This window comes from Sorangium sp. So ce1014 (genome assembly GCF_051521505.1).
GTDB lineage: Bacteria > Myxococcota_A > Polyangia > Polyangiales > Polyangiaceae > Sorangium.
Genome location: NZ_CP150356.1, coordinates 358333 through 385178, shown reverse-complemented (window position 1 = coordinate 385178; position 26846 = coordinate 358333). Strand labels below are relative to the sequence as shown.

At 69.8% G+C, this 26846-nt stretch carries 20 protein-coding genes; 9 read left to right on the top strand and 11 right to left on the bottom strand.

Features of this window, described 5'->3' with window-relative positions; all coding sequences use genetic code 11:
- Nucleotides 1–28 precede the first annotated feature (28 nt).
- Both WME75_RS01500 and WME75_RS01495 read right to left on the bottom strand, forming a co-directional pair.
- Nucleotides 29–1039: a sugar-binding protein gene (locus WME75_RS01500; RefSeq protein WP_437495081.1), complete on the bottom strand. Its 1011-nt coding sequence runs from the start codon at nucleotides 1037–1039 to the stop codon at nucleotides 29–31.
- Nucleotides 1040–1200: 161 nt separating this feature from the next.
- Nucleotides 1201–2199 (bottom strand): aldose epimerase family protein, encoded by a 999-nt coding sequence (locus WME75_RS01495; protein ID WP_437485663.1) that lies wholly within the window; start codon nucleotides 2197–2199, stop codon nucleotides 1201–1203.
- Nucleotides 2200–3073: 874 nt separating this feature from the next.
- On the opposite strand from WME75_RS01495, the gene WME75_RS01490 reads away from it, so the two are divergent.
- A complete protein-coding gene (locus tag WME75_RS01490; RefSeq protein WP_437485661.1) occupies nucleotides 3074–4066 on the top strand; it encodes an NAD-dependent epimerase/dehydratase family protein in 993 nt (330 codons plus the stop codon).
- A 208-nt stretch (nucleotides 4067–4274) separates the two neighbouring features.
- Here the strand turns inward: WME75_RS01490 and WME75_RS01485 are convergent, their stop codons facing one another.
- Complete coding sequence (locus WME75_RS01485; protein WP_437485659.1) at nucleotides 4275–5711, bottom strand: DUF1552 domain-containing protein; 1437 nt, start codon at nucleotides 5709–5711, stop codon at nucleotides 4275–4277.
- Nucleotides 5712–5713: 2 nt separating this feature from the next.
- Nucleotides 5714–7444: a DUF1592 domain-containing protein gene (locus WME75_RS01480; RefSeq protein WP_437485657.1), complete on the bottom strand. Its 1731-nt coding sequence runs from the start codon at nucleotides 7442–7444 to the stop codon at nucleotides 5714–5716.
- A gap of 874 nt (nucleotides 7445–8318) precedes the next feature.
- On the opposite strand from WME75_RS01480, the gene WME75_RS01475 reads away from it, so the two are divergent.
- Nucleotides 8319–9227, top strand: coding sequence for a fibro-slime domain-containing protein (locus WME75_RS01475; protein ID WP_437485655.1), 909 nt, complete (start codon nucleotides 8319–8321; stop codon nucleotides 9225–9227).
- Between the two features lie 33 nt (nucleotides 9228–9260).
- Here the strand turns inward: WME75_RS01475 and WME75_RS01470 are convergent, their stop codons facing one another.
- The 3 genes from WME75_RS01470 to WME75_RS01460 all read right to left on the bottom strand — a co-directional run bounded on the left by WME75_RS01470 (nucleotide 9261) and on the right by WME75_RS01460 (nucleotide 11398).
- Nucleotides 9261–10094 carry a hypothetical protein gene (locus WME75_RS01470; protein ID WP_437485653.1) on the bottom strand — a complete coding sequence of 278 codons (834 nt, stop codon included), beginning with the start codon at nucleotides 10092–10094 and terminating at the stop codon, nucleotides 9261–9263.
- A gap of 1 nt (nucleotide 10095) precedes the next feature.
- Entirely contained in the window at nucleotides 10096–10560 is a 465-nt protein-coding gene (locus tag WME75_RS01465; protein ID WP_437485651.1) for an ABA4-like family protein, read from the bottom strand.
- 79 nt (nucleotides 10561–10639) lie between these two features.
- Nucleotides 10640–11398, bottom strand: a complete 759-nt coding sequence (locus tag WME75_RS01460; RefSeq protein ID WP_437485649.1) for a TetR/AcrR family transcriptional regulator — start codon at nucleotides 11396–11398, stop codon at nucleotides 10640–10642.
- A gap of 157 nt (nucleotides 11399–11555) precedes the next feature.
- On the opposite strand from WME75_RS01460, the gene WME75_RS01455 reads away from it, so the two are divergent.
- The 7 genes from WME75_RS01455 (at nucleotide 11556) to WME75_RS01425 (ending at nucleotide 19266) form a co-directional block, all read left to right on the top strand.
- Nucleotides 11556–13157, top strand: a complete 1602-nt coding sequence (locus WME75_RS01455) for a PAS domain-containing protein (RefSeq protein WP_437485647.1) — start codon at nucleotides 11556–11558, stop codon at nucleotides 13155–13157.
- A 159-nt stretch (nucleotides 13158–13316) separates the two neighbouring features.
- Entirely contained in the window at nucleotides 13317–14108 is a 792-nt protein-coding gene (gene cobM, locus WME75_RS01450) for a precorrin-4 C(11)-methyltransferase (protein ID WP_437485645.1), read from the top strand.
- Nucleotides 14105–14686, top strand: a complete 582-nt coding sequence (gene cobO / locus WME75_RS01445) for a cob(I)yrinic acid a,c-diamide adenosyltransferase (protein WP_437485643.1) — start codon at nucleotides 14105–14107, stop codon at nucleotides 14684–14686. Before cobM ends, cobO begins: the two co-directional genes overlap by 4 nt.
- Nucleotides 14686–16203 carry a cobyrinate a,c-diamide synthase gene (locus tag WME75_RS01440; protein WP_437485641.1) on the top strand — a complete coding sequence of 506 codons (1518 nt, stop codon included), beginning with the start codon at nucleotides 14686–14688 and terminating at the stop codon, nucleotides 16201–16203. The genes cobO and WME75_RS01440 overlap by 1 nt, the downstream gene beginning before the upstream one ends.
- Entirely contained in the window at nucleotides 16200–16784 is a 585-nt protein-coding gene (gene cobU, locus WME75_RS01435; protein ID WP_437485639.1) for a bifunctional adenosylcobinamide kinase/adenosylcobinamide-phosphate guanylyltransferase, read from the top strand. The genes WME75_RS01440 and cobU overlap by 4 nt, the downstream gene beginning before the upstream one ends.
- Entirely contained in the window at nucleotides 16781–17719 is a 939-nt protein-coding gene (gene cbiB / locus WME75_RS01430) for an adenosylcobinamide-phosphate synthase CbiB (protein WP_437485637.1), read from the top strand. Before cobU ends, cbiB begins: the two co-directional genes overlap by 4 nt.
- Nucleotides 17716–19266 carry a cobyric acid synthase gene (locus WME75_RS01425; protein ID WP_437485635.1) on the top strand — a complete coding sequence of 517 codons (1551 nt, stop codon included), beginning with the start codon at nucleotides 17716–17718 and terminating at the stop codon, nucleotides 19264–19266. The genes cbiB and WME75_RS01425 overlap by 4 nt, the downstream gene beginning before the upstream one ends.
- Nucleotides 19267–19447: 181 nt before the next feature.
- Here the strand turns inward: WME75_RS01425 and WME75_RS01420 are convergent, their stop codons facing one another.
- The 4 genes from WME75_RS01420 to WME75_RS01405 form a co-directional block, all read right to left on the bottom strand.
- Nucleotides 19448–20065 carry a group II intron maturase-specific domain-containing protein gene (locus WME75_RS01420; RefSeq protein WP_437475747.1) on the bottom strand — a complete coding sequence of 206 codons (618 nt, stop codon included), beginning with the start codon at nucleotides 20063–20065 and terminating at the stop codon, nucleotides 19448–19450.
- A gap of 7 nt (nucleotides 20066–20072) precedes the next feature.
- The gene (ltrA, locus tag WME75_RS01415) at nucleotides 20073–21326 is read right to left on the bottom strand and encodes a group II intron reverse transcriptase/maturase (RefSeq protein WP_437475748.1); all 1254 of its coding nucleotides are present in this window, start codon (nucleotides 21324–21326) and stop codon (nucleotides 20073–20075) included.
- Between the two features lie 506 nt (nucleotides 21327–21832).
- On the bottom strand, nucleotides 21833–22660 hold the full coding sequence (locus WME75_RS01410) for a reverse transcriptase domain-containing protein (protein ID WP_437475749.1): 828 nt from the start codon (nucleotides 22658–22660) through the stop codon (nucleotides 21833–21835).
- Between the two features lie 634 nt (nucleotides 22661–23294).
- Complete coding sequence (locus WME75_RS01405) at nucleotides 23295–26606, bottom strand: cadherin-like beta sandwich domain-containing protein (protein ID WP_437485633.1); 3312 nt, start codon at nucleotides 26604–26606, stop codon at nucleotides 23295–23297.
- Between the last annotated feature and the right edge of the window lie 240 nt (nucleotides 26607–26846).

The following is a 26846-nucleotide window of genomic DNA, read 5'->3' as shown; positions in this document are numbered from 1 at the left end:
AGCAGATTCGGTAGCGCCGCGGTCACGCTCACCTCTTCATCTCGGCGAGCTTCTGCTTGAACTCCGCCACGTTGGCCTTCTCGATCACCTCGATGCCGGTGTCGATGCCTTTGCTCTCCGGGATCTGCGCCATGGCCGCGTCGGGCTTCGTCGCGAGCTCATGCGCCCACTTGCTCGCCATGTACCCGAACTGAAACGGCTTCTGGACGACCGTGACCGAGATCGTGCCGTTCTCGATGGCCGTGAGCGTCCCCTCTTCCTCGTCGAACACGGCCGCGAGGACCTTGCCCTTCTTCCCGAGCGCCTCGATGGCCGCCGCGATGGCGGGACCGTTGTAGGACCACAGGCCCGCGACGAGCTTCAGGTCCGGGTGCGCATTGATGATGTCCTCCACGTTGGAGCGCGCCTTCGCGCGGTCCGTATTGTCCTCGCGCTTGTCGACGATCTCGATGTTCTTGCCGGCGATCGCGTCCTGGATGCCCTGGAGCCGCTGCTTCGCGTTGTCCGCGGACAGCATGCCGACGAACACGGCCATCTTCCCGCCGCTCGGGAGGAGCTTCACGATGTGGGCGCCGAGCGCCTTGCCGGCCTCGTAGTTGTTTGTGCCGATGTAGAGCAGTCGGTTCGACTTCGGGGCGTCCGAGTCGAACGTGATGAGCTTGCTCTTCTCGGCCGTCTTGTTGAGCACCGGGACCTGATCGCCCGGCGCGATGGCGCTCACGGCGATAGCGTCATAGCCCTGGCTCGAGAGGTTCTCGAGGATCTGGTTCTGCTCCTCCGTGGTGCCGTTCGGCGGCATCTTCACGTCGACCTGGACCTTGCTCTCTTGCTCGTATTTCCGGACGCCTGCCTGAGCGATCTTCCAGAACTCGCTCGCGTTGTTCGTGACGAAGGCGAGCTTGACCATCTTCGGCTTCGAGCCGGCCCCCTCGGCGGGCGCGGCGCCCGTCCCCTCGCTCTGCTTGCCGCACCCCGTGATCGCGAGCAGCGCCAGCAGGAAGAGCGCGGTGATCGCCCGACCCTTGCCCCAGGACTTCATCTCTTCCACGGCATGTCTCCTTGATGATTCAATTTTTAGCGCGTCGACACCACGCGTGGCGTCCACGACCCGACAACGCTGACTGCCCTGAAGCGCGCGCGTGAAGCCACGCGCGACCCCGCCCGTACCGATGACACCGAAACAGAGCATGGCCGCCCCTCTCACTCCGCCGTGAAGCGGTGAATCATTGTGTGTTTGTAGGTCTGCCCCGGCTTGAGGATCGGCTGCTCTCGCCAGGCCGGCACGTTGATCGCGTTCGGAAATTTCTGGGTCTCCAGGCAAAGCGCCGCGTGCTGCACGTACGTGGCGCCTTTGCCCGCCTTCGAGCCATTCATGTAATTCCCGGAGTAGAACTGCACCCCGGGCTGATCCCCCTCCAGCGTCATCACGCGGCCGGACTTCGGATCTTTGAGGCGCGCCACGGGTCGCAGGGCGGCCGGGTCTCCGTTGACGACGAAGTTGTGATCGTACCCGACAGGGTCTCCGCCAACGGCCTTCAAGTCCTTGCCGATGGGCTTGGGCGCCGTGAAGTCGAACGGCGTACCTTTGGCGGGCTTCACGGCTCCGGTCGGGACGCCCGGATCGCCGGGCGTGTAGCTGTCCGCATGGAGCGTGAGCTCGTGATCGAGGATCGTGCCGGAGCCGTGCCCGCCGAGGTTCCAGTACGAATGGTGGGCCATGCTGACGAGCGTCGTCTTGTCCGTGACCGCCTCCATCTCGACGCGGAGCTCGTTCCGGTTCGTGAGCGTATAGACGGTCTTCGCAGACACGGTGCCAGGATACCCCTCTTCTCCGTCCTTCGACACGTACGTGAGGCGGATGCTCGGGCCGTCAGGGGTCTCGGCGGTGGCGGCGCTCCACACCACCTTGTCCCAGCCCCTGGCGCCGCCGTGCAGGTGGTGCGGCTTGTCGTTCGAGGCCAGGGTGTGCTCCTTGCCCTCGAGCTTGAACTTCGCGTTGCGGATGCGGTTGGCGACGCGGCCAACCGTCGCGCCGAAGAACTGGTTGCCGGTCAGATAGCCGTCCAGGCTCTCGAAGCCGACGACGACGTCGGCGAGCTTTCCGGCCTTGTCGGGCACGTGCAGCTCGGTGATGATCGCGCCGTACGTCATCACCTTGAGCACGAGGCCGTTTGCGTTCGTGAGAGTGTAAATATCCACGCCTTGCGCCTCGATCTCGCCATGACGAGCCCTGGTGATGGCGAGGGGCTTCGCGGGCGCCACGTCTGGCACGGGCGGTGGCACGCTCGGGGTCGTCGCCGGCGCGGGGGCGGGCGTCACGGGCTCTGCGGCGGGAGGAGGCTGCGTTCCCGAGCAGCCGAGCATGAGCAGCAACGCCAGCGCGGTGCTCGCTCGACGTTGCCTGACCCAGGTCCGGCTCACTCGTCCAGCTCTGCTGCGCTGAGCCCGCCGTTCGAGAAAACTCGCAATTCGCATGGAACGCCTCCTCTCTCCTGCACGCCAGCGGCGCGCTCTTACCGCATTGCGCCTCCGCGGCGGCGCCGGAAACTAGTATTCGTGACGGCCGAACGAACGGAATCGGCGCCGAGATCGGCCGGGACGACGAAGGTCTCGGTGCGCACGACGCCCCACCCAGGAGAGAGCAAAAGGATGCCCACCCCGGCGCATCGTGAACGGTCACATATTCGGTGTCAACTCCATTGAAAGGACCGCGGGTATCTTCGAGCCAGTCGGACGCCCGCGATGACCGCGGTCCGGCGCCCCCTCCTCTTGACGCGACGCTCCGGAGGACCCGCTGGCTTTGTCCTCCCTCGGGCTACTCGGGCTACTCCGGCTAGAGGATACCCGCGGTCCTTTCAATGGAGTTGACACCTGGCATGTGACCGCTCACGATGCGCCCGAGATCCATCCTTTTGCTTCACCCTGGGTGGGTCTTCCACGACGCGCGGCGCCGGGAACGTCGGACGGTCGATCCACCAGAGCGATCCCGACACCTCCTGTTCAACAGGCCCTTCTACGCCGGCGCCCGCCAGTACAGCTGCTCCGGCGTGCACCCGGAGCGAGGAGCGACAACGTGAGTGAGACAAAGCGAATTCTGGTCACCGGGGCGGCGGGCAAAGTCGGCCAGGCCTTCATCCGCAGGTTCCTGTCGGACCCCAGGTTCGAGGGATGGAAGGTCCGTGCGCTGTGCCACAACCGCATGCTGGAGCCGACGGCGCGCCTGGAGGTGGTGCGTGGGTCGATCGAGCACAGCGCCGTGACCAGCGAGGCGGTGGAGGGAGTGAGCCACGTGCTGCACCTCGCGACCAGCAAGGAGACCGCCGACAGCATCATGGACGTGGCCATCAAAGGCATGTTCTTCCTGCTCGAGGCCTGCCGCGTCAGTCCTGCATTCAAGCAATTCATCCTGGTCGGGGGCGACGCCGGGATGGGCCACTTCTTCTATCCACACCCCGTCCCCGTCACGGAGGCGCAGAAGCACAGCGCCTACCCGGGTTGCTATGCGCTGTCCAAGGTGCTCGAGGAGGTCATGCTCGAGCAATACTACGTCCAGTATAACCTGAACGGATGCTGCCTGCGTGCGCCGTGGATCATGGAGAAGGACGACTTCAAGGCCCAGCTATCGTTCGGTGACGACGTGTTCGGAGGGCCGAGGTGGCGCGATTGGGTCGGAGCCGAGGCGGCGGAGGGTCACGTCCGCTCGGGCGCCGTCCCTGTGATGCTCGACCCTGACGGCAAGCCGGTGAAGCGTAACTTCGTGCATGTGGAGGATCTCGTCGCCGCGCTCCTCATGGCGATCGACAACGAGAGAGCCCGCCAGCAGACCTTCAACGTCTGCATGGATGAGCCGGTGGACTACGGTGACCTGGCGTCTTACCTGGAGACGACCCGGGGCCTGCCGAGCGTGAAGGTGAAGACGCCCTACCATTCGACCTGGCTGGACAACACGAAGGCCAAGTTCCTGCTCGGCTGGCGGCCGCAGTACAATCTGGCGCGGCTCGCGGACGCCGCCTTTGACTACGTGCGCGCGCCCGATGATCCGCGGATCACGTGGTACCCCGGTTAGCACGGCTGCGGGAAGCCGGGCCGCCATGACGCCCAGGTCGCCAAGAGACCAGGGGAGCAGGAGGGAACCTTGCCGGGAACACTCCTCCCCTGTCCTCTTGGCGGCCTTGGCGTCATGGCGGCTTCTCTGCTGAACCGGGGCAACTTCCCGCGGTCGTGTGGTGACCGTCACCGTCGAACCGAGGCAAGTTGGCCAGCGGCCTGGGCGCTCAGGCCGGCATGAACAGGCCCTGGGTCGCCGTCGTGTGCAGGTCGGCATCCCCGATGACGAAGTCCGGGAGGCCGAACGCCCCCGCGCACGCCATCCACACGTCGTTTGTCGACCGGAGGCCACGGCCGCCGTTGTCCCACACGCGCCCGCCGAGGAGCCCGGTGTTGGCGCCGCCGAAGAGCAGCCAGGGCACGTTGTCCCAGTTGTGCTTGCGGGTGCCGACCTCGGTCACGTAGGGAATGAGCGTGTTGTCGAGCAGCGTCCCGCCGTTCACGTCCTGGGTGGCCGCGAGCTCCTCCAGGAACCCCACCATCTTGCGGGCGTAGAACTCCTCCACGCGCGTGAGGAACTCGAGCGTATCTCGCGTGTCGGGATCATGGCTCGTCGTGTGGTGGACCTTGAAGATGCGCGAATCCGGCGGCCACAGGTCGCCGAAGCTCACGTGGTTGGTCCCCGGGGCCCACTGGAAGGTCACCACGCGCGTCAGGTCGCACCGGAAGGCCGCCTTGAGCACGGCGAAGTGCAGGGCGCCGATGCGCGCGTGCTTCTCGTCGTCGCGCTCGTTCACGACGTGCGACGAGCTGTAAGGGTCGATGTACTCGCTCACATTGACGATCTCGGGCGGCTGCTCCATTCCGCAGAACGCGGCGTTGCGCGGGTCGGCATCGAACTCCTTTTCCACCTCGCGGATCGCCTCGAGGTGCCCGTCCAGCATCTCGCGCTGCGCGCTCGGCGCGAGCTCGTGGAGCCGGCCGATGTCCCTCGTCGCGAAGTCGAGCACGCTCTTCTTCTGCCGGCGCGCCCTGGCGAGCGCCTCGAGGTTGTCGCTCGTCGGCCCCCCGGGCATCAACGTGCCGAACACCCGCTGATAGACGTCGAGCGGCTGGTAGTACGGCGTCATCGGGCTCCGCGGGCCGGAGTACGACATGTGGCGCGTCGACACCTCCGGCGTGTCCGCGCGCTTGTCGCACGAGATCTGGAGCGACGCGATCGGCGCCCCCTGCAGATCGGCCGACTGCTTCACGAGCAGCTGGTCGATGCTCGCCCCCTCGGCCACCGGGTCGTCCCCGCCGTTGCCGGGGTAGAGCTGCTTTGTCCGCTGGCCGGTCGCCATCAGGACGGTCCCGCGCTCATGGCCGCCGCCGACCGAGCCCTCGTAAGGCAGCTTCAGGTCGCGCATCACGATCATCCGGTCACGCACCGGCTCGAACGGGCGCAGGATGCGGGACAGCGTGAAGCTCGTCCCGTTCCCCTGCGGCCACCAGTTCTCGTAGACGGTGCCCACAGGCCGCTGGACGATGAGGAGCCGCTTCGGGCTCGGCGCGCCCTCCGCGGTCCGCTCGAGGCCGCGGAGGATCGCGAACATCCCCGCGGCGGCGCCGATGCCCTGGAGGAAGCGACGGCGGGACGAGACATAGGGCAGGTTGCGGTTCATTGTCACTCCTCCTCGGTGCGCTCGATGAGCGCGCTCGACGTCGCGATGGCTCTCACGATGGCAGGCAGGGTGCGCGCGCCCTCCGGCAATGCCTTGATCACGCGCTCGACCTGGCAGTCGACCGGCGAGAGGTGCTCGTCGTCGGTGCCGTAGGTGATGAGGTTCCGCGCGAGGCACGCGGCGAGCTCCTCCCTTTGCGCGATCGCGCCGGCGAACTCGACAGCGTTCGCGTAGCTCTCGTGCAGCCCGAGGATCCCCCCGAGCTCGATGCGCGCGTCGATGGGCGCGCCGTCGAGCGTGTCTCGATAACGACCCAGCGCGTCGTAGTTCTCGAGCGCCAGGCCGAGCGGGTCGATCCCCCGGTGGCATGCGCCGCAGGTGCGGTTCGCTGCGCGCGCCTCGGCGCGCTCGCGCTCGGTCATGTCGGCGTTGAGCAGGTCCGCGACCTCGTCCGCGAGGTCTTCCGGCGGCGACGCGAGCTTCGGCAGGCAGAGCAGCGCGCCTCGAATGAACAGCCCCCTCGCGACAACGCTCGTGTTGTCCGTGCGGGAGAGCGTCGCGAGGACGCTCGCTTGCGTGAGCAGGCCGGCGCGCTGGTCGGCGGGCAGGGTGACCGGCGCGAACTCCTCCGGCGCGCCGGTGTGCTCCACGCCGTACACCGCGGCGAGCGGCTCGTTCGCGAACGTCTCCCGCGACGTGAGCAGCTCGGAGACGTCGGCGCCGCGGCCCCAGAGGGTCGCGTCCACGAACAGCTCGGTCTCGTGGAACATGCTCGCCTGGAGCAAGGGACCGTATTCGGGGAACATCCCCGGGTCCTTCACCGTGCCGAACAGGTTGCTGAGCCCCCACGCCGCGAGCAGCGTGGTGCTCAGGCTGCGCCGCGTCGCCGGCAGCGCGAGCAGCCGCTCGGTCTGCCGCGCCACCTCTGCCGGGTCGCGGAGGGCCCCGGAGTCGGCGGCGGCCATGAGCTCGGGGTCCGGCGGGTTGTCCGTGAGGAAGAACGAGAGCTCGCTGGCGAGCTCGTGCGGCGACAGCCTCACGACGCCCTCGCTCCCCTCCTCGCCGAGCTCCGTCCGGTAGGAGAAGGAGGGCGACGCGAGGATGGCCTCGACGGCGAGCATCACGCCGCGCTCGTAGCTCTCTTCCTTCCCGAGCTCGACCACCTCCCACAGATCCGCGAGCTCGGTGGCCCCGAGCGGCCTCCGGAACGCCTGCGCCGCCAACCGGGTCAGGAAGTCGCGGGCGCACGCGTCATCCCCGTCCGTCGCGCAGCCGGTCACCTGCTCGAAGCGCCCTTCGAGGCTCTCCGCGGCGTAAGCGGCCGCGTCGAGCCGAGTGCGCACAAGCGATGTGCCGACGACGATCCCCTTCTTCATGAAGGGCTTTGTCTTCTCATCGGGCGCCTGATCGGCCCGCACGGCCGCGTCCCCGAGCAGCGCACGCACGGAATTCGTGAACTGCAGATCGGCGAGCAGCACGACGCGGCGCGCGAGCCGCGGCGCGCACTGCGCGTCCTCGCCGGGTTGCTCGTCGCCGGGTTGCTCGTCGCCGGGTTGCTCGTCGACGTTGCTCCCGAGCGCGCCCGTGCACGCCGCCGCCACGAGGGCCGAGGCGCACGCCGCGAGCCACGCCGAGCGGCGCCAGGCGCCGGAGCGCTCCCGGGCGGCCTGCCCCTGCCCCGAGGCGGGGGACGCCGTGCGCTGAATCCAATCCCAAACCCGAGGTCGCTGCATGATCAAGCCTCCCAGTCCATCCCGCAGCGCGAGTGTCCGTCGACCCACCCACCGCCCGCCGCTGCCCCGGACGAGGTGCTCCACGTTTCCGGGACGGGCTCCGTATACGACGAGCCGCAACCCACCTTGCTCAATCCAACGAGAGCAGCGATTTGTGCTGCATATGAATGCACCGCAGCCTCCACGAGGCAGGTTGTGTGCGGCTGCGACTCCAGTGAACCGGTGCGCGCGCGGGTCGCAGGTGAAACCTCGGGCCCGGCCCGGGTCGAGCGCGAGTGATCCCCCGCGACGTCACCGTTGCTCGCGCCCGCGACGGCCGAGCGAACGAAATCAGCGCAAAAATCCACCCCAATCCCAGGAACGAAGGGCCCGGACGCGCACGACGTCCCACCCGCGGCAAAGCGGAAGGAATCTTCGAGAGCCGAATGTGAACGTTCACATAGCGGGTGTCAACCCAAATGGACCCCGCGTGTCGCGATGTATGTGGGGGCTGTGCTGCAGGACCTGCGAGGCCGTCCGGTACGAGAGCCGGCGAGCTTGTCCGCGTCGACCACGAACGCGGCCCGCTCGGCCTCTCCTGACGCGCCGCTCCGGAGCGGACTCGCCAGCCATCCGGGTCCGAGCTTGTCCGTGGACGGGCGGATTGAAGTCGACGCGGCCTCTGTGAACGCTCACAAATGATTGCTCCTTCGACTTGGCCTTGAGTGGGTCATCCCGTGCACCGGCGCCTTCGTCATCGGGACCGATCTCGGCACCGATTCCGCAGCGCTCGCCGGGGCTCCGGCGGGCGTATCGCGGCCGGGCTCGCGCTCGCGTGAGTTTGCCTGAAGGATCGGCGAGGTCGGCGGCATCCATGCGGCAGGAGACGATCTCGATGACGCTGGCCCAACCCACGGCGGCCCGCGCGGGCGCCCCGCGATTCCTGGCCGTCCTTCTCTCGACGGGCACGGCGCTCGCGGGGTGCACCCCCGAGACCGCCATCATCGGTCGCGACATCGGCGCCACGATGACCTCGCCGTTGCCCGCCTCGTCCTCGTCCTCGTCCACTTCCACCGCCGACGGCGATGACCCCGGCATCCTCGAGCCCGGCGCCGGCGGCGGCTTCCCCCAGGGCACCGCCGGCGCCGGCGGGGACGAGGGTTGCAAGCCGCGGCTCGTGGGGGTGGTGCGCGACTTCAAGGCCTTTGACTCCGAGGGCGGGCACCCCGACTTCGAGTACTTCGCGGGCGACGTCATGAGAGGCCTTGTCGAGCCCGAGCTCGGCCCCGACGACAAGCCGGTCTATGCCCATGAGGGCGGCACGGATCACACGACCGGGCCCGAGGCGTTTTATCAGTGGTATCACGACGACCCCGCGGTCAACGTACCGATTCCGTACGTCGTCCCGCTCAAGGCGAGCGAGCGCGGCCTCGGGCACTTCGTGGGAGAGCATTTCTTCCCCATCGACGATCAGGGGTGGGGCAACGAGGGGCGGGAGCACAACTACGGCTTCACGTACGAGCTCCACATGACGTTCGAGTACCGGCCCGGCGACGTCTTCTGGTTCGCCGGTGACGACGATCTCTGGGTGTTCATCAACAGGCGCCTCGCGATCGATATGGGCGGGCTCCACTCCGCGACCCTGGCGACCGTCGATCTCGACGCGAGCGCCGAGGAGCTCGGCATCGAGGTCGGCAAGGAGTATCCGCTCGACTTCTTCCACGCGGAGCGCCGCGGCTTCGGGTCGATGTTCTCGATATCGACGTCGCTCACGTTCACGAACTGCGACCCGATCCTGAGGTAGCGCCGAGGGCGCGCTGCGCGCCAGCTCGGCGCGCTACATTCGAATCAGCGGCTGCCCTGCGAGCGCCGCAAGGAAGAGCCCCAGCGCGACGGCGCCGTAGCCGACGCCGAACGCGACCACCCATCGCACGGCCCGCTGCGTGCGCGACGCCGACCCCGACGCCCACGCCGACAGCCAGTACCCGAACAGCGGGGCGGCTTGCAGCGCGTGCATCCCGAAGAAGTGCGCTGTGCGCAGGTCGCCGCCTCGCGTGCTCCAGTTGACGATGGGCAGCCCGGGCCCGCCGTCCGCGACGCCGACGCTGTGCGCGTCGAGCGTCGACATGAAGCCGCCTTCCGCGCAAGCCAGCAGGAACAGGAGGAAACCCAGACGGATGCCCCAGAGATAGGGAGCCGGCAGCGGGGGTCGCGTCGTCCAGAACCTGTACGCGAGGTACGCCGCGAGCGCCGTGTTCACCAGGATGGCGATGCCCATGAGCGCGAATACCGCCACGTCGAACGGCGTCGTTCGATTGAAGTGCGACGCCACCCCCCGCGCCGCCTGCATGGCGATCGCGATCATCTCGAAGCTCACCATCGCCACCGTGCCCCAGACGACCGCCCTCCGGCCTCTCGGCGGGAGCGTGACATCGCCGATGAGCCAGTTGATCGTCAGGAGGTAGATGGCGATCGAGGCGGCGAATTTCGCCGGCTTGATCCACGGGTTCACCCCCAGCACGAGGCGCGCGTCGAGCGGGGCGACGCCGAGCAGCACGACGAGCAGCGCGACGTGGGCGACGGCCGCCATGAACAAGACAGGGCTTCGCCTGAGGAGCTCCTCGATCGAGCGAGGGAGCTTTAGCGGGGTGCTCGCCGAGCGCGCGCGCATCTCAGACCTCCTCGACCCGGCGCCTGGCCGGTGGCTCGCCGCGGGCGCGCGCCGATCGAGCGGCCATGGCGCGGACAGCGAGGTAGAGCAAGAACCCCATCGGGCCGAGCATGAGCGTCAGATAGAGCACAGGGGCCATGAGCCAGGGCGAGATCTCACGATCGCGGCTGTCGAGGTACACCCACCGGCCCACGAAGAGATCAAAGGCGAGGAAGTGAACCCAGCCGATCGTGGCGCCGGCGGGCGAGCCGAGCAGCGAGGCCACCGCCGGGAGGCTCGGGCGGTTGACGATCGGCAGCACCTCGCGGATGGCCGGCAAGACGAGCGCCGTATAGAGCAGCGCGGGCGCGACGATCACGAGCGGCGACTCCATGATCCGCCGCGTCCAGCGATAGCGGGGCAGGAAGATCATCAAGCCCCAGAACGGCAGCACGAGGAAGTTACTCAGTCCAAAAATTCCATCCATCACACCCTCCATCCATGGCCACATATAACGACGAAACTAATAGTAACAGTGTTAACTTCACGAGAAAAAAAGAGAGCGATCAGGGGCGCAAGCCTTGAACCATCATCTTCATGGCGATCTCCAGGGTCCGGTCGACGTCATCGGCCGTGAAGCGGCCGCGGTCGGCCAGGCCGAGGGAGGTGATCCCGTGGACCAGGGCCCAGACAACCTGGCTGTGGAGCTCCACATCGCCGCGCTGCACCACGCCGGCATCCATCGCGGACGCGACCGCTCTTCGCAGCACGTCGAAGGAACCGATCATCGGCTGCTGCCGCTCCTTCCGCTGGTCGAAGACGAAGTCGAACCGCTGCATGAACATCAGCCGATAGTGCACCGGGTTCTGCATGCCGAAACGAACGTACGCGGCGCCGAGCGCCTCGATCCGCCCGATCGGGTCCGCTGTGCTCTCGGCAGCCGCGACGAGCGCCCGCTGGAACTCGGTGAACCCCTCGTGGACGATGGCGAACAGGAGATCATCCTTGTCCTCGTAATAGCGATAGATCGTCGTCGCCGAGTAGCCGATGCGCTCGGCCACCTGGCGCATCGAGAACGCCTCGTACCCCTGCTCCAGAAACAGCTCGCCCGCCGCCGCCAGGATCGCGCCCCGCAGGCTCTCTTTCTGCTGCTCGCGGCGCTGCAAGCTCGACGCTTGCAGGCGCTCCGCCTGGCTCGTGCCGCCGGTCTTCGTGGTCTTCAGGCGCGTGCTCCCCATGTCCGTGTCGTCGGGCCGCTGGGCGGCGCCGTCGCTCCCGTCGTCGTCGCTCGTAACAGTGTTACTTTTTATAACAACGAGCCGCACACCGTCAAGGATCTTCTCACGGGCGCGTTGCGGCGGCCGCTCCGCTCGAAGGGCTCGCGCCCGTGCCGAGCTCGGCCAGCAGCTTCGCTGCCTGTGGATGCGCCAGGAGGTCACCGAGGCCGACACCCTGCGGAGATCTTGATCTACGCTCCTCCCGATGCCTAGCGACGCTCCTGTCGATCTCTACTCGCTCGCCTTCACCTGCAGCGTCGACCCGCTGCTCTTGCTCGATGAAAGCGGCCGGATCCTGGCGCTGAACCCCGCCGCCGAGCGCCTCTGCTCCACGCCCGGGGCGACGGCGCGCGGCGAGCCGATCGACGGGGCCCTGCGGCCCGATCCGCCCCTCGGCGCGCTGCTCGAGCAGGTGCTCCGCGATCGCGCCCCGCGCGCCCTGCCGCCCGACCTCGCGCTCCACCTCGCGAACGAGCGCGTCGTCCTCGCCGAGGGGAGCCTCAGCCCGCTCGTCGACCCCGCGGGCGGGTGCGCCGCCGTGCTCCTCGCGCTGCGCGACGTGACCGAGCAACGTCGGGCCGAGCAGGCGGCGCGGGATCAAGGAGCGCGCCTGCACGCGGCCGTCGAGGCGCTCGACGTCGGCTTCGTCATCTACGACGCCAAGGAGCGGCTCTGCTTCTTCAACACGACGTACAGATCGCTCTACCCCGAATGTGCCGCCGCCATCCAGGTAGGCAATACGTTCGAAGACGTCGTCCGCGAGGGCTGCCGGAACGGGATCCATTTCCACAGCGGCCTCAGCGAGGACGAGTGGGTCGCCGGTCGCATCGCGGACCATCGCCGCTCCGGGGACATCTACATGCGGCGGTTCGGGGACCGCTGGCTCACCCTCAAGAGCAGCCGCCTCGCCGACGGGAGCGTCGTCGGCCTGCGGATCGATACAACCGAGCTCAAGGAGGCAGAGCTCGCCCTCGATCGCGAGCGGCAGTTCATCCGCCTCGTGCTCGACACCATCCCGATCATCGTCACGGTCAAGGATCGGGACGGCAAGATGAAGCTCGTCAGCAAGGGCTACGCCGAGCTGTACAACACCACGCCGGAGGGGGCGGTGGGCAAGACCGTGGCCGATCTGCCGCCCTCCAACGCCGAGCTCGCCATCATCAGCGAGATGGACCGGGAGGTGCTCGCGCGCATGCAGCCGGTCTCGCGGGTTCAACCCGTCTCGCGCCCGAACGGCAAGGTGCGGTGGATGTCCATCATCAAGGTGCCCCTCGTCGAGCAGGACGGCACGGCGCACATCCTCGCCATCGGCACGGACATCACGGCGCAGCGGGAGCACGAGGAGCACATGGCGGCCACCATCGCCGAGCTCGAGCTGCAGAAGGAGGCCATCGCCGATCAGCTCGCGGTCATCCAGCGCCAGCAGGCGCTCATCCGCGCCCTGTCCACGCCCATCCTCCAGGTCGCCGAGGGCGTGCTCGCCGTGCCCGTCATCGGCGCGCTCGACGAGGCGCGCGCGGCCGACGTCACCGGCAAGCTCCTCGACGAGGTCGTGCGCACAGGCGCTCGCTTCGCCATCATCGACGTCACCGGCCTCGAGAGCGTCGACGCCGCGACGGCCGAGCACCTCGTCCGCATCGTCCGCGCGATCCGCCTGCTCGGCGCGAGCGGCGTCCTCACCGGCATCGGGCCCGCCGTCGCCCAATCCATGTGCGGCCTCGGGGTCGACCTCTCCGGCGTCACGACGCACGGCAACCTCCGCGCCGGGATCGAGGTCAGCCTCCGCGGCCTGCCCGAGCGGCGCTGAGCGCGGACGGCGCTCCCCCTCCTCCGCGAGGGCGACGAGGAAAGGCGCGTGGACTGGAGGGGGCATGGAGGCCTGGCGTTCGCTTCGCGACCGCTCTAGCTTCGCGCGCCAGCGCTCCCCGGCAGGATGGCCGGCGCACGAAACGAGGAGAGAACCCCCATGCGCGTCTACATCATCGGCGCGGGCCCGGGCGACCCCGGGCTCATCACGGTCCGCGGCGCCGAGCTCATCGCCCGCTGCCCTGTCGTCATGTACACGGGCTCCCTCGTCCCGCGAGAGGTCGTGGCCACAGCGCGGCCGGACGCCCGGGTCATCGACTCCGCCGGCATGACCCTCGACCAGATCGTGGCGGTCTTCGTCGAGGCGAGGGAGGCGGGGCACGACGTGGCGCGCGTGCACACCGGCGATCCGGTCCTGTTCGGGTCGACCGCCGAGCAGATGCGCCGGATGGACGAGCTCGGGATCCCCTACGACATCATCCCGGGCGTCTCGTCGTTCACGGCGGCGGCGGCGGCGCTCGGGCGCGAGCTCACGCTCCCGGAGCTCTCGCAGACCGTGATCCTGACGCGCGCCGAGGGGCGCACGCCGGTGCCGCCGGCCGAGCGGCTCGAGGAGCTCGCGCGCCACAAGGCGACGCTCTGCCTGTTCCTGAGCATCACCCTGCTCAAGGACGTGACCGCGGCGCTCATCCCGTCCTACGGCGCCGATTGCCCGGTCGCGGTGGTGCACAAGGCGAGCTGCCCCGATCAGAAGATCGTGACTGGCACGCTCGCCGACATCCGGGAGAAGGTGCGGGCCGAGGGGATCAAGACGCAATCGATGATCCTGGTCGGCCGGGTGCTCACGTCCACGGATTTCGCCGACTCGCGGCTCTATGATCCGGAGTTCAGCCACAGGTTCCGCAAGGCCGAGAAGCCGCGCGCTCCCCGCCCGGCGGAGGAGGGCTCGTGAGCGCGGAGCAAGGCGCCGGGGCGCCGGCGGCAGAGGGAGGCGCCGGGGCGCCGGCGGCGGGTCGGAGAGGGCTCGTCATCGTCTATACAGGCCACGGCAAAGGCAAGACGACGGCCGCGCTCGGGATGGTGTTCCGGGCGCTCGGCCGGGGCATGCGCGTCGCCGTCGTGCAGTTCATCAAGGGGAAGTGGAAGACGGGAGAGCGCCTGTTCGCCGAGACGCTCCCCGGCCTCACCTTCCTCGTGATGGGGCGCGGCTTCACCTGGGAGAGCGATGACCTCTCGCGCGACAAGGCGGCTGCGCGCGCGGCCTTCCAGGAGGCCGCGGCGCTCATCGGGGGCGGCGAGCAGGACATCGTCGTGCTCGACGAGATCACGTATGCGCTGCACTACGGCTTCATCGCGGAGGACGAGCTCCTCGCGGCGCTGCGCGGGAGGCCCGCGCACGTGCACGTGGTGATCACCGGCAGGAACGCCCCCGACGCGCTCGTGGCGCTCGCCGATCTGGTGACGGAGATGAGGTCGGTGAAGCACCCGTTCGAGCAGGGGGCGAAGGCCCAGATCGGGGTCGATTTCTGATGAGCCTGGCCATCCCCCGGCTCGTCGTGGCCGGCACGGCGAGCGGCGTCGGGAAGACGACCACCACGGTCGCGATCGCGCGCGCGCTCCGCGCCCGCGGCCTGCGGGTCGCCCTGTTCAAGTGCGGCCCCGACTACCTGGATCCGACGTACCACGCGCGCGCCGTCGCCGGGACGTCGCACAACCTCGACGGCTGGATGATGGGCCGGGAGGCGGTCCTGTCGACGTTCGCGGCGGAGGCCGCGGGCGCCGATGTGGCGCTGATCGAGGGGGTGATGGGGCTGTTCGACGGGGCGAGCCCGACCGGGGAAGAGGGCTCGACGGCCGAGATCGCGAAGTGGCTCGAGGCGCCTGTCGCGCTCGTCGTCGACGCGTCCGGGATGGCCCGCAGCATCGCGGCGCTGGCGCAGGGCTTCGCGGGCTTCGATCCGGGGCTCCGCGTCGCCGCGGTCGTGTGCAACCGGGTCGGCAGCCGGGGGCACCTCGACATTCTTCGACAGGCGCAGCGCTCGCCGCCCGTGCTCGGCGGCCTGCCGCGGGACGAGGCGCAGAGCTTCCCCGAGCGCCACCTCGGCCTGCGCACGGCCGACGAGGCCGCGCTCCCGGAGGAGCGCTTCGACCACTGGGGCGCGCAGGCCGAGGCGTGGATCGGGCTCGACGCGCTGCTCGAGATCGCGCGCGGGGCGCCGCCCGTGCCGCAGACGGCGGAGGCGGCCGCGGCGGCGGCGGCGGCTGCGCCCGGGATCGCGGCGGGCGGAGCCGCGACAGGAGCGAGCGGCGGGGCGCAACCGCCCCGGGTGCGCCTCGGCGTGGCGTTCGACGAGGCCTTCCACTTCTACTACGCGGACAACCTGCGCCGCCTCGAGGCCGCGGGGGCCGAGCTCGTGCGGTTCTCACCGATCCGCGACGCGCGCTTGCCCGACGTCGACGCGCTCTACCTGGGCGGCGGCTACCCCGAGGCCCACGCGGAGCGCCTGACCGAGAACGCCGCCCTGCGCGCCGAGATCCGCGCGTTCGCCGGCCGCGGGGGCCCGATCTACGCCGAGTGCGGCGGGCTCATGTACCTGACCGAGGCGATCCGCACGCTGGACGGGCGCGCGCACCCCATGGTCGGGCTCGTGCCGGCGGAGGCCGTGATGTGCGAGAAGCTGCAGGCGCTCGGCTACGTCGAGGTCGAGACGCAGGCGCGCACGATCCTCGGCGGAGCGGGGCTCCGCTTCCGCGGGCACCAGTTCCGCTACTCCGAGCTCCGCCCCACGCAGCCCGCGCAGGCGCCGGCATCGCCCGAACCGCCGCCCTCGCCCGCCGCGCCGCCCGCGCCCGCCGCGCAGGCGCCCTTGCCGATCGAGCACGCCTACTCCGTGCGGCGCCGGCGCGGCGGCCAGGTCACGCGCGAGGGGTACTTGGCGCAGCGCGTCCTCGCCTCCTACGTCCACGCGCACTGGGCCTCGAACCCGCTCGTCCCCGAGGGGCTCGTGGCGAGCGCCGCCGCGCACCGGAAGGAGCAGGGGCGATGAGCGGCGCGCGCGCGGCGCCACGGCGGATCGCCCTCGTCGGCGGCGGCGTGCGCTCCGGCAAGAGCGCGTTCGCGCTGTCCCTCGCGCGCTCGCTCGGGGCGCGCCGCGCCTTCATCGCGACCGCCGAGCCGTTCGACGACGAGATGCGGGCGCGCATCGCCGCCCACGCCCGCGAGCGGGGCGACGAGTTCACCACCCTCGAGGAGCCGGTCGCGCTCCCCGAGCGCATCGCCTCGCTCACCGGCGTCGACGTCGTCGTCGTCGACTGCCTCACCCTCTGGCTGTCGAACCTGCTGCTCCGCGACGAGACCGAGGGCCGCGAGCTCGATCGCATCGAGGCGCGCATCGAGGATCTCGCCGCCGCCGTCGAGTCGGCGGCGCCCCACGTCGTCCTCGTGTCGAACGAGGTGGGCATGGGCATCGTCCCCGAGAGCCGGCTCGGCCGCGCCTTCCGCGACCTCGCCGGACGCGCGCACCAGCGGCTCAACCGGTCGGCCAGCGAGCTCTACGTGGCCGTGATGGGCGCCATCCTGCGCCTGCGCCCCGGCCCGGTCGCCGTCATGGGCGAGGACGGGCGATGACCGCCGCCGCCGCGGTGCTCGTGGCGGTCGCGCTCGACCTCGCCTGCGGCGAGCCCCCGGCCGCCGTCCACCCGGTCGTGTGGATGGGCTCCGCGATCCAGGCGCTGAAGCGCCGCGCGCCGCGCTCCGGCCGCGTGGCCGAGCTCCTCTTCGGCGCGCTCATGGCCCTCGCCGTCCCGTGCCTGTTCGCGGCCCTGGGCGCCGGGCTCGCCGCGCTGATCGCCCCGCACCCGGTCGTCTGCATCGCTTTGTCAGGGCTCCTTCTGAAGCCGACCTTCGCCCTGCGCGCGCTCCGCGACGCGGCCTTCGGCGTGCGCGACGCGCTCGCGGCCGGCGACGTCCCCGCGGCCCGCGGCGCCCTGCGGAGCCTCTGCAGCCGAGACCCGTCGGCGCTCGACGAGCCCGCGCTGGTCGCCGCGTCGATCGAGTCGGTCGCCGAGAACGCGTCGGACAGCTTCGTCGCGCCGCTCTTCTATTTCGCCCTCTTCGGGCTGCCGGGCGCGCTCTTCTACCGCGCGGTGAACACCCTCGACGCGATGATCGGCTACCACGGGCGCTACGAGTACCTCGGCAAGGCGTCGGCGCGGCTCGACGACGCGCTGAACTTCGTGCCCGCGCGCCTCACCGCGCTCCTGCTCCTCGCCGCCGGCTGGCTCCGCGGCGCCGACGCGCGCCGCGGCCTCGCCGTGCTCCTCCGCGACGGCGGCCGCACCGAGAGCCCGAACGCCGGCCGGCCGATGGCGGCGATGGCGGGGCTGCTCCGGGTCGAGCTCGAGAAGCGCGGCCATTACCGCCTCGGCGACGCGGTGGAGCCGCTCCGGAGGGAGCTCATCGACGAGGCCTGCCGCATCGTCGTGCTCGCGGCGCTGCTCTTCGCCGGGCTCGCGGCGGCCGCGCTCGCGGCGACATCCTTCGGACAGGAGCTTTGGCGATGACAGCGCTCACGGTGATGGTGCAGGGCACCGCGTCCTCGGTCGGCAAGAGCCTCCTCTGCACGGCGCTCTGCCGGATGTTCCAGCGGCGGGGGCTCCGGGTCGCGCCGTTCAAGTCGCAAAACATGGCGCTGAACTCGTTCGCGACCCTGGACGGCGGCGAGATCGGCCGGGCTCAGGCGGTGCAGGCCGAGGCGGCGCGCGTGGCGCCGACGGTCGACATGAACCCGGTCCTGCTCAAGCCGGAGGGGGACTCGCGCTCGCAGGTGGTCGTCCTCGGCAAGCCGATCGGGAGCCTGCACGCGCGCGACTACTTCGCCTATCGCGGGGAGCTCAAGGACATCATCGCCCGCTCGCTGGGGCGGCTCCGGGAGGCGCACGACGTCGTGGTGATCGAGGGGGCGGGCAGCCCCGCGGAGATCAACCTGAAGGACCGCGACATCGTGAACATGCATGTCGCGCGCGTCGCCGACGCGCCGGTGCTCCTCGCCGGCGACATCGATCGCGGCGGGGTGTTCGCGGCGCTCGTGGGGACGATGGCGCTGCTCGAGCCCGACGAGCGCGCGCGGGTGGCGGCGTTCGTGATCAACAAGTTCCGCGGCGACATCACGCTGCTCGAGCCGGGGCTCGAGATGCTCACCGCGCGGACGGGCGTCCCGGTGCTCGGCGTGGTGCCTTATCTGAAGCACCTGCGGATCGCGGACGAGGACTCTGTGTCGCTGGAGGGCCGGCGGCGGCGAGGGGCGGCGGGCCCGGGGCAGCTCGACATCGCGGTGGTCGGGCTGCCGCGCATATCGAACTACGACGACGTGGAGCCGCTGGAGCACGAGCGGGACGTGGTGGTGCGGTTCATCGAGCGGCCGGACGAGATCGGCGGGGCGGATCTCGTGGTGCTCCCCGGGACGAAGAGCACGATGGCCGACCTCGCGTGGCTGCGCGCGAGCGGCCTCGCGGAGGCGGTCGCGGCGCGCGCCCGGCAAGGCGGGTGGACGCTCGGGATCTGCGGCGGCTGCCAGATGCTCGGCGGGGCGATCGAGGATCCGGAAGGCGTCGAGTCGGCCGAGCCGGCGGCGCGGGGCCTGGGGCTGCTCGACGTGGCGACGCGGTTCGAGCGGACCAAGACGACGGCGCAGGTGCGGGCGCGGCTCGCGGGCGATTCGTTCCTGGGCGCGGGGGACGCGGCGGGAGAGGGAGAGGGAGAGGGAGAGCTGACCGGCTACGAGATCCACATGGGCCGGGTGGAGCGGGTGGGCGGCGCGCGCGCGGCGTTCGCGATCGGGTCCAGGAGCGGCAGGGCCGAGGCGGCGCTCGATGGGGCCGTATCGGCGGACGGCGCGGTGGTGGGCACGATGATCCACGGGCTCTTCGAGAACGACGGGCTCAGGCGGTCGCTCCTTGCGGCGCTGCGCGGGCGGCGGGGGCTCCCGGCGCCCGCGGGGGAGACGGCGATCCCGAGCCGTCACGAGGAGTACGACCGGCTCGCCACGGCGGTCGAGGCGAGCCTGGATCGGGCGCTGCTCGATCGGATCGTGGGGCTCGACCGGCGCTGAGCGGCGCGACTCTCCGCTCACGCGGGGATACCGATTGACCGAGATCGTCGGTCCCTGGAGACGAGAATTCAACGCAAAGGCGCAAAGGCGCTCGGGTAGCCCTGGGGGATTGCTCCCCCAGGGCCCCCACAGATCCGGACGTGCGGGGCTACCGCATCCGGCTCTTCGCGACATGGATTCGCTACGCGGGTGAGTACGGCCTCGCGACCCGGGCAAGTGGGAGGGGGTAGCGTTCCAGCAGCATGTGCCTGCGGTCCCAGTTGATCCGCGCTCTCTGGGAGCGACGACCGAGCCACTTGCACCAGATGCCGATGACCCGCTCACGGAAGCGGCTGATCGCCTCGGAGTTCCCCGTGATGCCGAAGTACCCGAAGTGACCTCGCAGCTTCTGCGAGAGCGAGCGCTGCTGCTCCCCGATCGCCTGGTGCCGATGCTGCCGACACCACTCCGCGATCCGCTTCAGCGCGCGGCGGAAGCGATCGGAGGCGGTCTTCTGCTTGACCACCCACCTGCCTCGACGAGACAAGCCCCAGTAGTGGGTGAAGCCCAGCAGGTCGAACGTGTTGGGTCCACGATCCGATCGATCCTCCGGGGGAGGCCGACGGTCGGGCCGACGGAATTCGACGAGCCGGGTCTTGTCCGGGTGGAGCGCAAGGCCGTACTTGCCGAACCTCTTCGGGAGCACGGCCAGAACGCGACGAGCGTCTTCCTCGTGCGAGAACGCCAGGACGAGTCGAGTAGCCCGGGGGAATCGCACCCCCGGGCCCTCCCAGAACCGGACGTGAAGCTCTCGCCTCATCCGGCTCCTACGACCCAGCCTCGGGCCGGACGCCGAGCTGCCACAGGACGAACAACTTCGGATCCCGCTGCGCGATGCGCCCCAGCCAGTGCATCGACGCGCGCTCTCGACGTCGCAGCCGCTTGTACTTCCGTCGCGCCCATGCTGCGAGGGCCTCGTTGAGATGGCGAAGGACCTGGACGCACTTCGAGCGGTAGAACCGCCCGTAGTAGTTCATCCAACCCCGCACCACCGGATTGACGAGCTGCGCGAGATCTTCCAGGCGCTGGTTGTTCCTGGTCGACGCCATCCGCCATCTGCGGATGGTCTCGCGGACCGCCTTGGCTGCCTTGGTGCTCATCGCTGGCAGGAAGCTCACGAAGTGCTTCCCCCAGCGATTCTTCGCCCGTCGAGGTTGGAAGGTGTAGCCCAGGAAGTCGAACGCGACGTGCTCGAACTCCCCGCACCGATCGTCGTCCTTGCAGTAGACGATCCGGGTCTTCGTCGGATGAAGCTCCAGACCGCACTGCTCGAACCGACGACGGATGGCCTCCAGCACCATGCGGGACTGCCGCTCGCTCCTGCAGTGGACGATGGCATCGTCCGCGTAGCGCTCGAACGGGACGCTCGGGAAGGTCCTCCGCATCCAGTGATCGAACGCATAATGCAGGAATAGATTGGCCAACAGCGGACTGACGACCCCGCCTTGCGGCGTGCCCCTCGTACGCTGCTCCACCGTGCCATCCGGCTTCTGCACGGGGGCGCGGAGCCACCGGGCGATGTACAGCCGGATCCAGGGGTTGTCCGTGTGGTGCGCCACGGCGCGCTCGACCAGCTCATGGACCAGCGCATCAAAGAAGCCCTTGATGTCAAGGTCGATGATCCAGTCGGCGCTCCAGCATCGTCTCCTCGCCACCGCCACCGCGTCGAGCGCCGACCGACCGGGCCGATAGCCGTACGAATCCGGATGGAACATGGGCTCCACGACCGGATCGAGGACCATCTTCACGACCGTCTGCGCCACGCGGTCCCCCACCGTGGGGATGCCGAGGGGACGTGTGCCTCCGTTGCCCTTCGGAATCTCGACGAGCCGCACGGGCGGCGGAAAGTACGAGCCCGACGACATCCGGTTCCAGACCTTGTAGAGGTTGCCCTTCAGGTCCTTCTCGAACATCGCAAGCGACTCGCCGTCCACGCCCGCTGCGCCTCGGTTCGCCTTTACCCGCTGGTACGCATCCCAGACGAGCTGCTTCGGAATGTCGTAAGGCTTCGCCTCAGACATGGGCTCCTCCCGTTGCCGGTTGACCCATGCCCGCGGCCAGGTCGTTGGGCCCCTTCGCTCCGCCCGCGTTACCAGGCTTCAACGCTACTACGAGCCCATCCGCCCCTGCGCCCCGCATCGGTACTCTTCCCCCTCGTGGGTCCACCACTCGGAGTTCTCCCTTCGCATCGGAGCGACAGGTTCCCACGTTCCGCACGAGAGCCTGAGCCGGGCTCGCGCCGCCTTCATGCCGGTCACCGCTCGGGCAGCAAGCAGGAATCCCCCGAGCTTTGTCCCAGGCCAACGACTGGAGCCTGGTTTCGATGACGTCCCTACGCTTTCGACACGTCGTCAGCGGTTCACTCACGTTCGCCTTCCCGGCTCTCACCTGACGGGTTTGTCCCGCCTTTTCCGTGAACGCTCACCACCCGGGCCATTGGGCCCAAGCAGCTTCCGGTGGTTTGGGACCTGGCCCTGCGACCCGATCCCGAGGGGTCCTCCCTCATCTCTCGTGCAGCAAGGCTGCTTCAGGCGGCCATCAAGGCCTCCTTTCCGCGCCGTCGTGGCGCACAATCGTCCGCGTACCGGATGAGAAACGCGCGGCCTTGCAGCCGCGGCTTCACCTCCTGCTCGAACCACACGTCCAGCACCTCGTGCAGGTAGACGTTCGACAGCAGCGGCGAGATCACGCCGCCTTGAGGCGAACCAGACTCCGGGAAGGACACGGCCCCGGATTCCAGCACGCCCGCATGCAACCACTTGCCGATGAGCCGCAGCAGCACCCCATCGCGCACCCTTCGACGAAGGATCTCCTGGAGGTGGCCATGGTCGAGGGTGTCGAAGAACTTCCGGATGTCGACCTCCAGGACCCAGCCGCCGCCCATGCGCATCACCTGGTCACGGAGCGCGTGCAGCGCTTGATGCGCCGAGCGCCCCCTCCGGAAGCCATACGAGCCGTGTAGAAAGTCCTGCTCGTAGATCGCCTCCAGCACCATGACGACCGCGCGTTGCAGGACCTTGTCCTCGAAGGTCGGGATGCCGATGGGCCGCGTCTGCGACCCGTCCCCCTTCGGGATGAGGACCCGCCTCACGGGCGGCGCGCGGTACGTGCCGGACTTCGCGCGTTCATGCAGCGACCGGAGGTTGTCCTCCAGGTGCGCCGCGTACTCGTCCGCGGTCTGCCCGTCCACGCCCACAGCGCCGTCCTTGCGCGTGCGACGGTACGCCTCGCGCAGCCACTCGATATCGATGTGGTGCGCGAGCGTCGTGAACGCCGTACCAGGCGCTTCCCTCGCCAGCTTCGCTATCTGCTCGAGTTTCGTGGAGATGTTCTGGGAGCCCGGTGTCTCCTTCATCTTTCCCTCCAGCAGCCCCATGCCCCGGCACCCCCTTCCCTCCACGGGGTCCCTCGGGACGGTTCCCCCGCTTCATCGGTACTACGAGGTGCTCGGACGCCTCGTCACCCTTCCCGCCTCGCTTCGTTCCCTTCGCTCGGCGGTACCGCACCCGCCGTTGCGGCGGGCTCTTCTCGGAGGCGACGGGGCCTCCCAGGTTCCTGGGGAACCCTTGCGTGCACGCCCTGGTCTCCGACCCCGGGGGGTCCAACGCGCCGAGCCCTTCGCCGCGCGCGGCGTTCCAGCGCGCCGGTGTTGCCTTCCGCTCCTTTGACAGCTTGGGCACCCGCCGAGCATTGCATTTCGAGGCTCAATACAAGGCTTTCACGCTCGCTGTCTACGCTTCGCAGCCCGGGGTCTGCCCTCCGGACCACGCAAGACTCGCTTCCGGCTGGGGGCTAGCCTTGGCCGGGGAGATCCGCAGGACCTCCATGGGTTCCATCGCAAGGTTTCAGCTTTCTACATGAGCTTCCTCCTCGCCCAGGCTTGCCTGGCGCACCAAAGGCGCAAAAAGAGGGGGGGGAAACGGGCATTCACTCTTGCAGGTCGTTGACCCCGCGGTGAATGCCCTGTCTCGTCGAACGCTCGCCGTCGGCTACCAGCTGGCGCTGTAGCAAGCGCCGCTGTCGGTCGCCGCTTCGTCCGCCCCGTCGCCGTCGACGCCCGTGGCGCTGCTGTCCTCCCCGGCCGCGGCGACGACGAGCGTCGTGCCGTGCAGGTCGAGGCGCGCCCCGAAGGCGTCCGACGCCCCGGTGTTCGCCGCCTTGATGTACGCGTCCTGCGCCCAGGCGCCGCCGGAGCGCTCGAACAGGTACGCGGCCCCGCCCCCGGGAGCGCCGTTGTCCGACTCGAGCCAGCCCCACTCCGTGGAGCTGCTGTCCTCGCCGGGCGCGCCCGCGATGAGGAAATCGTTGTCGATCGAGACTGCAGACCCGAACGCGTCGCCGCTCTCCGCGTTGGACGCCTTGAGATAGGCCTGCTGGGACCAGCTCGTCCCGCTGCGCGTGAACACATAGACGGCGCCGCTCCCGGGGGCGCTGTCGTCCGCCTGCGCGCCGTTCACGCCCGTCGCAGCGCTCGCCTCGCCTGTCGCGCCCACGGCGAGGGTGTGCGCGGAGATCGCGACGCTGGCGCCGAACGCGTCGCCCGCGCCGGTGTTCGACGCCTTCACGTACGCCTGCTGGGTCCACGTCGTCCCGCTGCGCGTGAACACGTAGACGGCGCCGCTCCCGGAAGCAGCGTTGTCCGCCTGCGCGCCGTTCACGCCCGTCGCGGCGCTCGCCTCGCCGGTCGCGCCCACCGCAAGCGTGTCCCCGGAGAGGGTGACGCTGGCGCCGAACGCGTCGCCCCCGCCGGTGTTCGACGCCTTCAGGTACGCCTGCTGGGTCCACGTCGTCCCGCTGCGCGTGAACACGTAGGCAGCCCCGGCCTGCGACGCCCCGTTGCTCGTCTGCCCGCCGTTCACGCCGGTGGCATTGCTGTCCTCGGTAGGCGCGCCCACGACGAGGGTGTCTCCCTCGAGCGCCACCGCATAACCGAACTGATCCTGAGCCTCCGTGTTGGAGGCCTTGATATAGGCCTCCTGGGCCCACACTGTTCCGCTACGACTGAAAATGTACACCGCGCCGGCGTTCGGCTGAGAGTTGTTCGCCTGGTTGCCGTCCATGCCACGGGCGTTGCTGTCCTCGCCCTGCGCGGAGACCGCCAGGGTGTCCCCGGACAGGGAGAGGCTGTAACCGAAGTTGTCGTTCACGTCGGCGGTGGTCGGCTTCAGATACGCCTGCTGGACCCAGGAAACGCCGTCGCGCACGAACACGTACACTGCGCCGCTGGTCTTCGAGTTGTCGGTCGGGTCGCCATCGACCCCTGTCGCGGCGCTCGCCTCCCTGAGCGCGGACACCGCAAGCGTGTTCCCGTCGAGCGCGACAGCGAAGCCGAACTGGTCGCCCGCGTCCGTGTTGGAGGCCTTGAGGTACGCCGAGACGACCCCGCCGCGAAGGACGACCACGCCATAGGTCGTCACGTCCCCGCTCGGCGCGGTCACCTCGATGGTGATCGCGGTGCTCCCGCCCTGGATCAGCGCGATGGGCGACGAGGCGCTCCCGGAGGCGACGGCGGTCCCGTTGACCTCGATCGCGGCGCCCGCGGCCGACGCCGTCGGCGTTACCGTGATCGAGGCGATGCGATCCTCGACGGACACGAGATAGACCGCTGACGCCGGCTCGAAGGCCGGGCTCAGGGCCCCGCTGGAGACCGAGAGGCCGGAGAGGCTCGAGTCCGTGCTCGCGCACGCCCCGGCGACGCACGCCTCGCTCGCGCTGCACGTCGCGCCCGCGCTGACCCCCGCGCAGTCGCCGGTCGCGCCACAGTAGGCCTCGTCGGTCGACGGGTCGACGCAGGCCCCGCCACACGCCACGAGGGGCGGCGCGCAGGAGGCCTCGCACGCGCCGCCGCTGCAGATCTCGCCCGCGCCGCAGACCGCGCCGGCGTCGCTCCCGCTGCAGTCGCCGCCGGCGCCGCAATGAGCGCGGTCGGTGTCCGGGTCGATGCACGTCCCGTCGCACGCAACGAGCCCGCTCTGGCACGACAGCTCGCACCGCCCCGCGCCGTCGCAGATCTCCCCGACCGCGCACGCGATCCCGGCGTCGCTCCCGATGCAATCGTTGCTCGCGCCGCAATGGTCGCGGTCGGTGTCCGGGTCGATGCACGTGCCGCCGCACGCGACGAGCCCGCTCTGGCACGACAGCTCACACCGCCCCGCGCCGTCGCAGATCTCCCCGGACGCGCACGCGATCCCGGCGTCGCTCCCGATGCAATCGCTGCTCGCGCCGCAATGGTCGCGGTCGGTGTCCGGGTCGATGCACGTGCCGCCGCACGCGACGAGCCCGCTCTGGCACGACAGCTCACACCGCCCCGCGCCGTTGCAGATCTCCCCGGACGCGCACGTCACGCCCGCGTCACTCCCGATGCAATCGCTGCTCGCGCCGCAATGGTCGCGGTCGGTGTCCGGGTCGATGCACGTGCCGCCGCACGCGACGAGCCCGCTCTGACACGACAGCTCGCACCGCCCCGCGCCGTTGCAGATCTCCCCGGACGCGCACACGATCCCGGCGTCGCTCCCGCGGCAATCGCTGCTCGCGCCGCAATGATCGCGGTCCGTGTCCGGGTCGATGCACGTCCCGTCGCACGCGACGAGCCCGCTCTGGCACGACAGCTCGCACCGCCCCGCGCCGTCGCAGATCTCCCCGGACGCGCACACGATCCCGGCGTCGCTCCCGCGGCAATCGCTGCTCGCGCCGCAATGGTCGCGGTCCGTGTCCGGGTCGATGCACGTCCCGCCGCACGCGACGAGCCCGCTCTGACACGACAGCTCGCACCGCCCCGCGCCGTCGCAGATCTCCCCGGCCGCGCACGTCACGCCCGCGTCGCTCCCGCGGCAATCGCTGCTCGCGCCGCAATGGTCGCGGTCGGTGTCCGGGTCGATGCACGTCCCGTCGCACGCGACGAGCCCGCTCTGGCACGACAGCGCGCACTCCCCGGCGCCGTTGCAGATCTCCCCGGACGCGCACGTCACGCCCGCGTCGCTCCCGCTGCAATCGCCGCTCGCGCCGCAATGGTCGCGGTGCGTGTCCGGGTCGATGCACGTCCCGTCGCACGCGACAAGCCCGCTCTGGCACGACAGCGCGCACTCCCCCGCCCCATCACAGACCTGCCCCTCCGGGCAGGCGACGTCGCACGCCCCGCAGTGCGCCGCATCGGTGGCGAGGTCTACACACACATCGCCGCACAAAGACTGCCCTGGCCCGCACAGGGGTGCCCCGCCGCTGGTCGCCCCGGGGGATTCGCTCGTGCAAGCGGCGAGGAAGAAGGCGAGACCGACGAGCAAGAAGATCCGCAGGTGGGGCATGGTCAACCTCGATGTGAAGCGATGGCTCCGTCGCTCGAACCACGGTCGGAATAGAAGATTTCGCTGGACGAAGGGCCGCGATTCGATGTGCTGCCTGGCCGGTGCGCTCCGACTCCGGATCGAGCACGACGTGAGGCGGCGCTGCGCCGCGCGCGCTCGGAGAGGGAGCGGTCGTCGAGACTAGACGATTCGCGCGCGGCGGGGCCAACAGGAACGACACACGTGGTCCCGGCGCGTAGC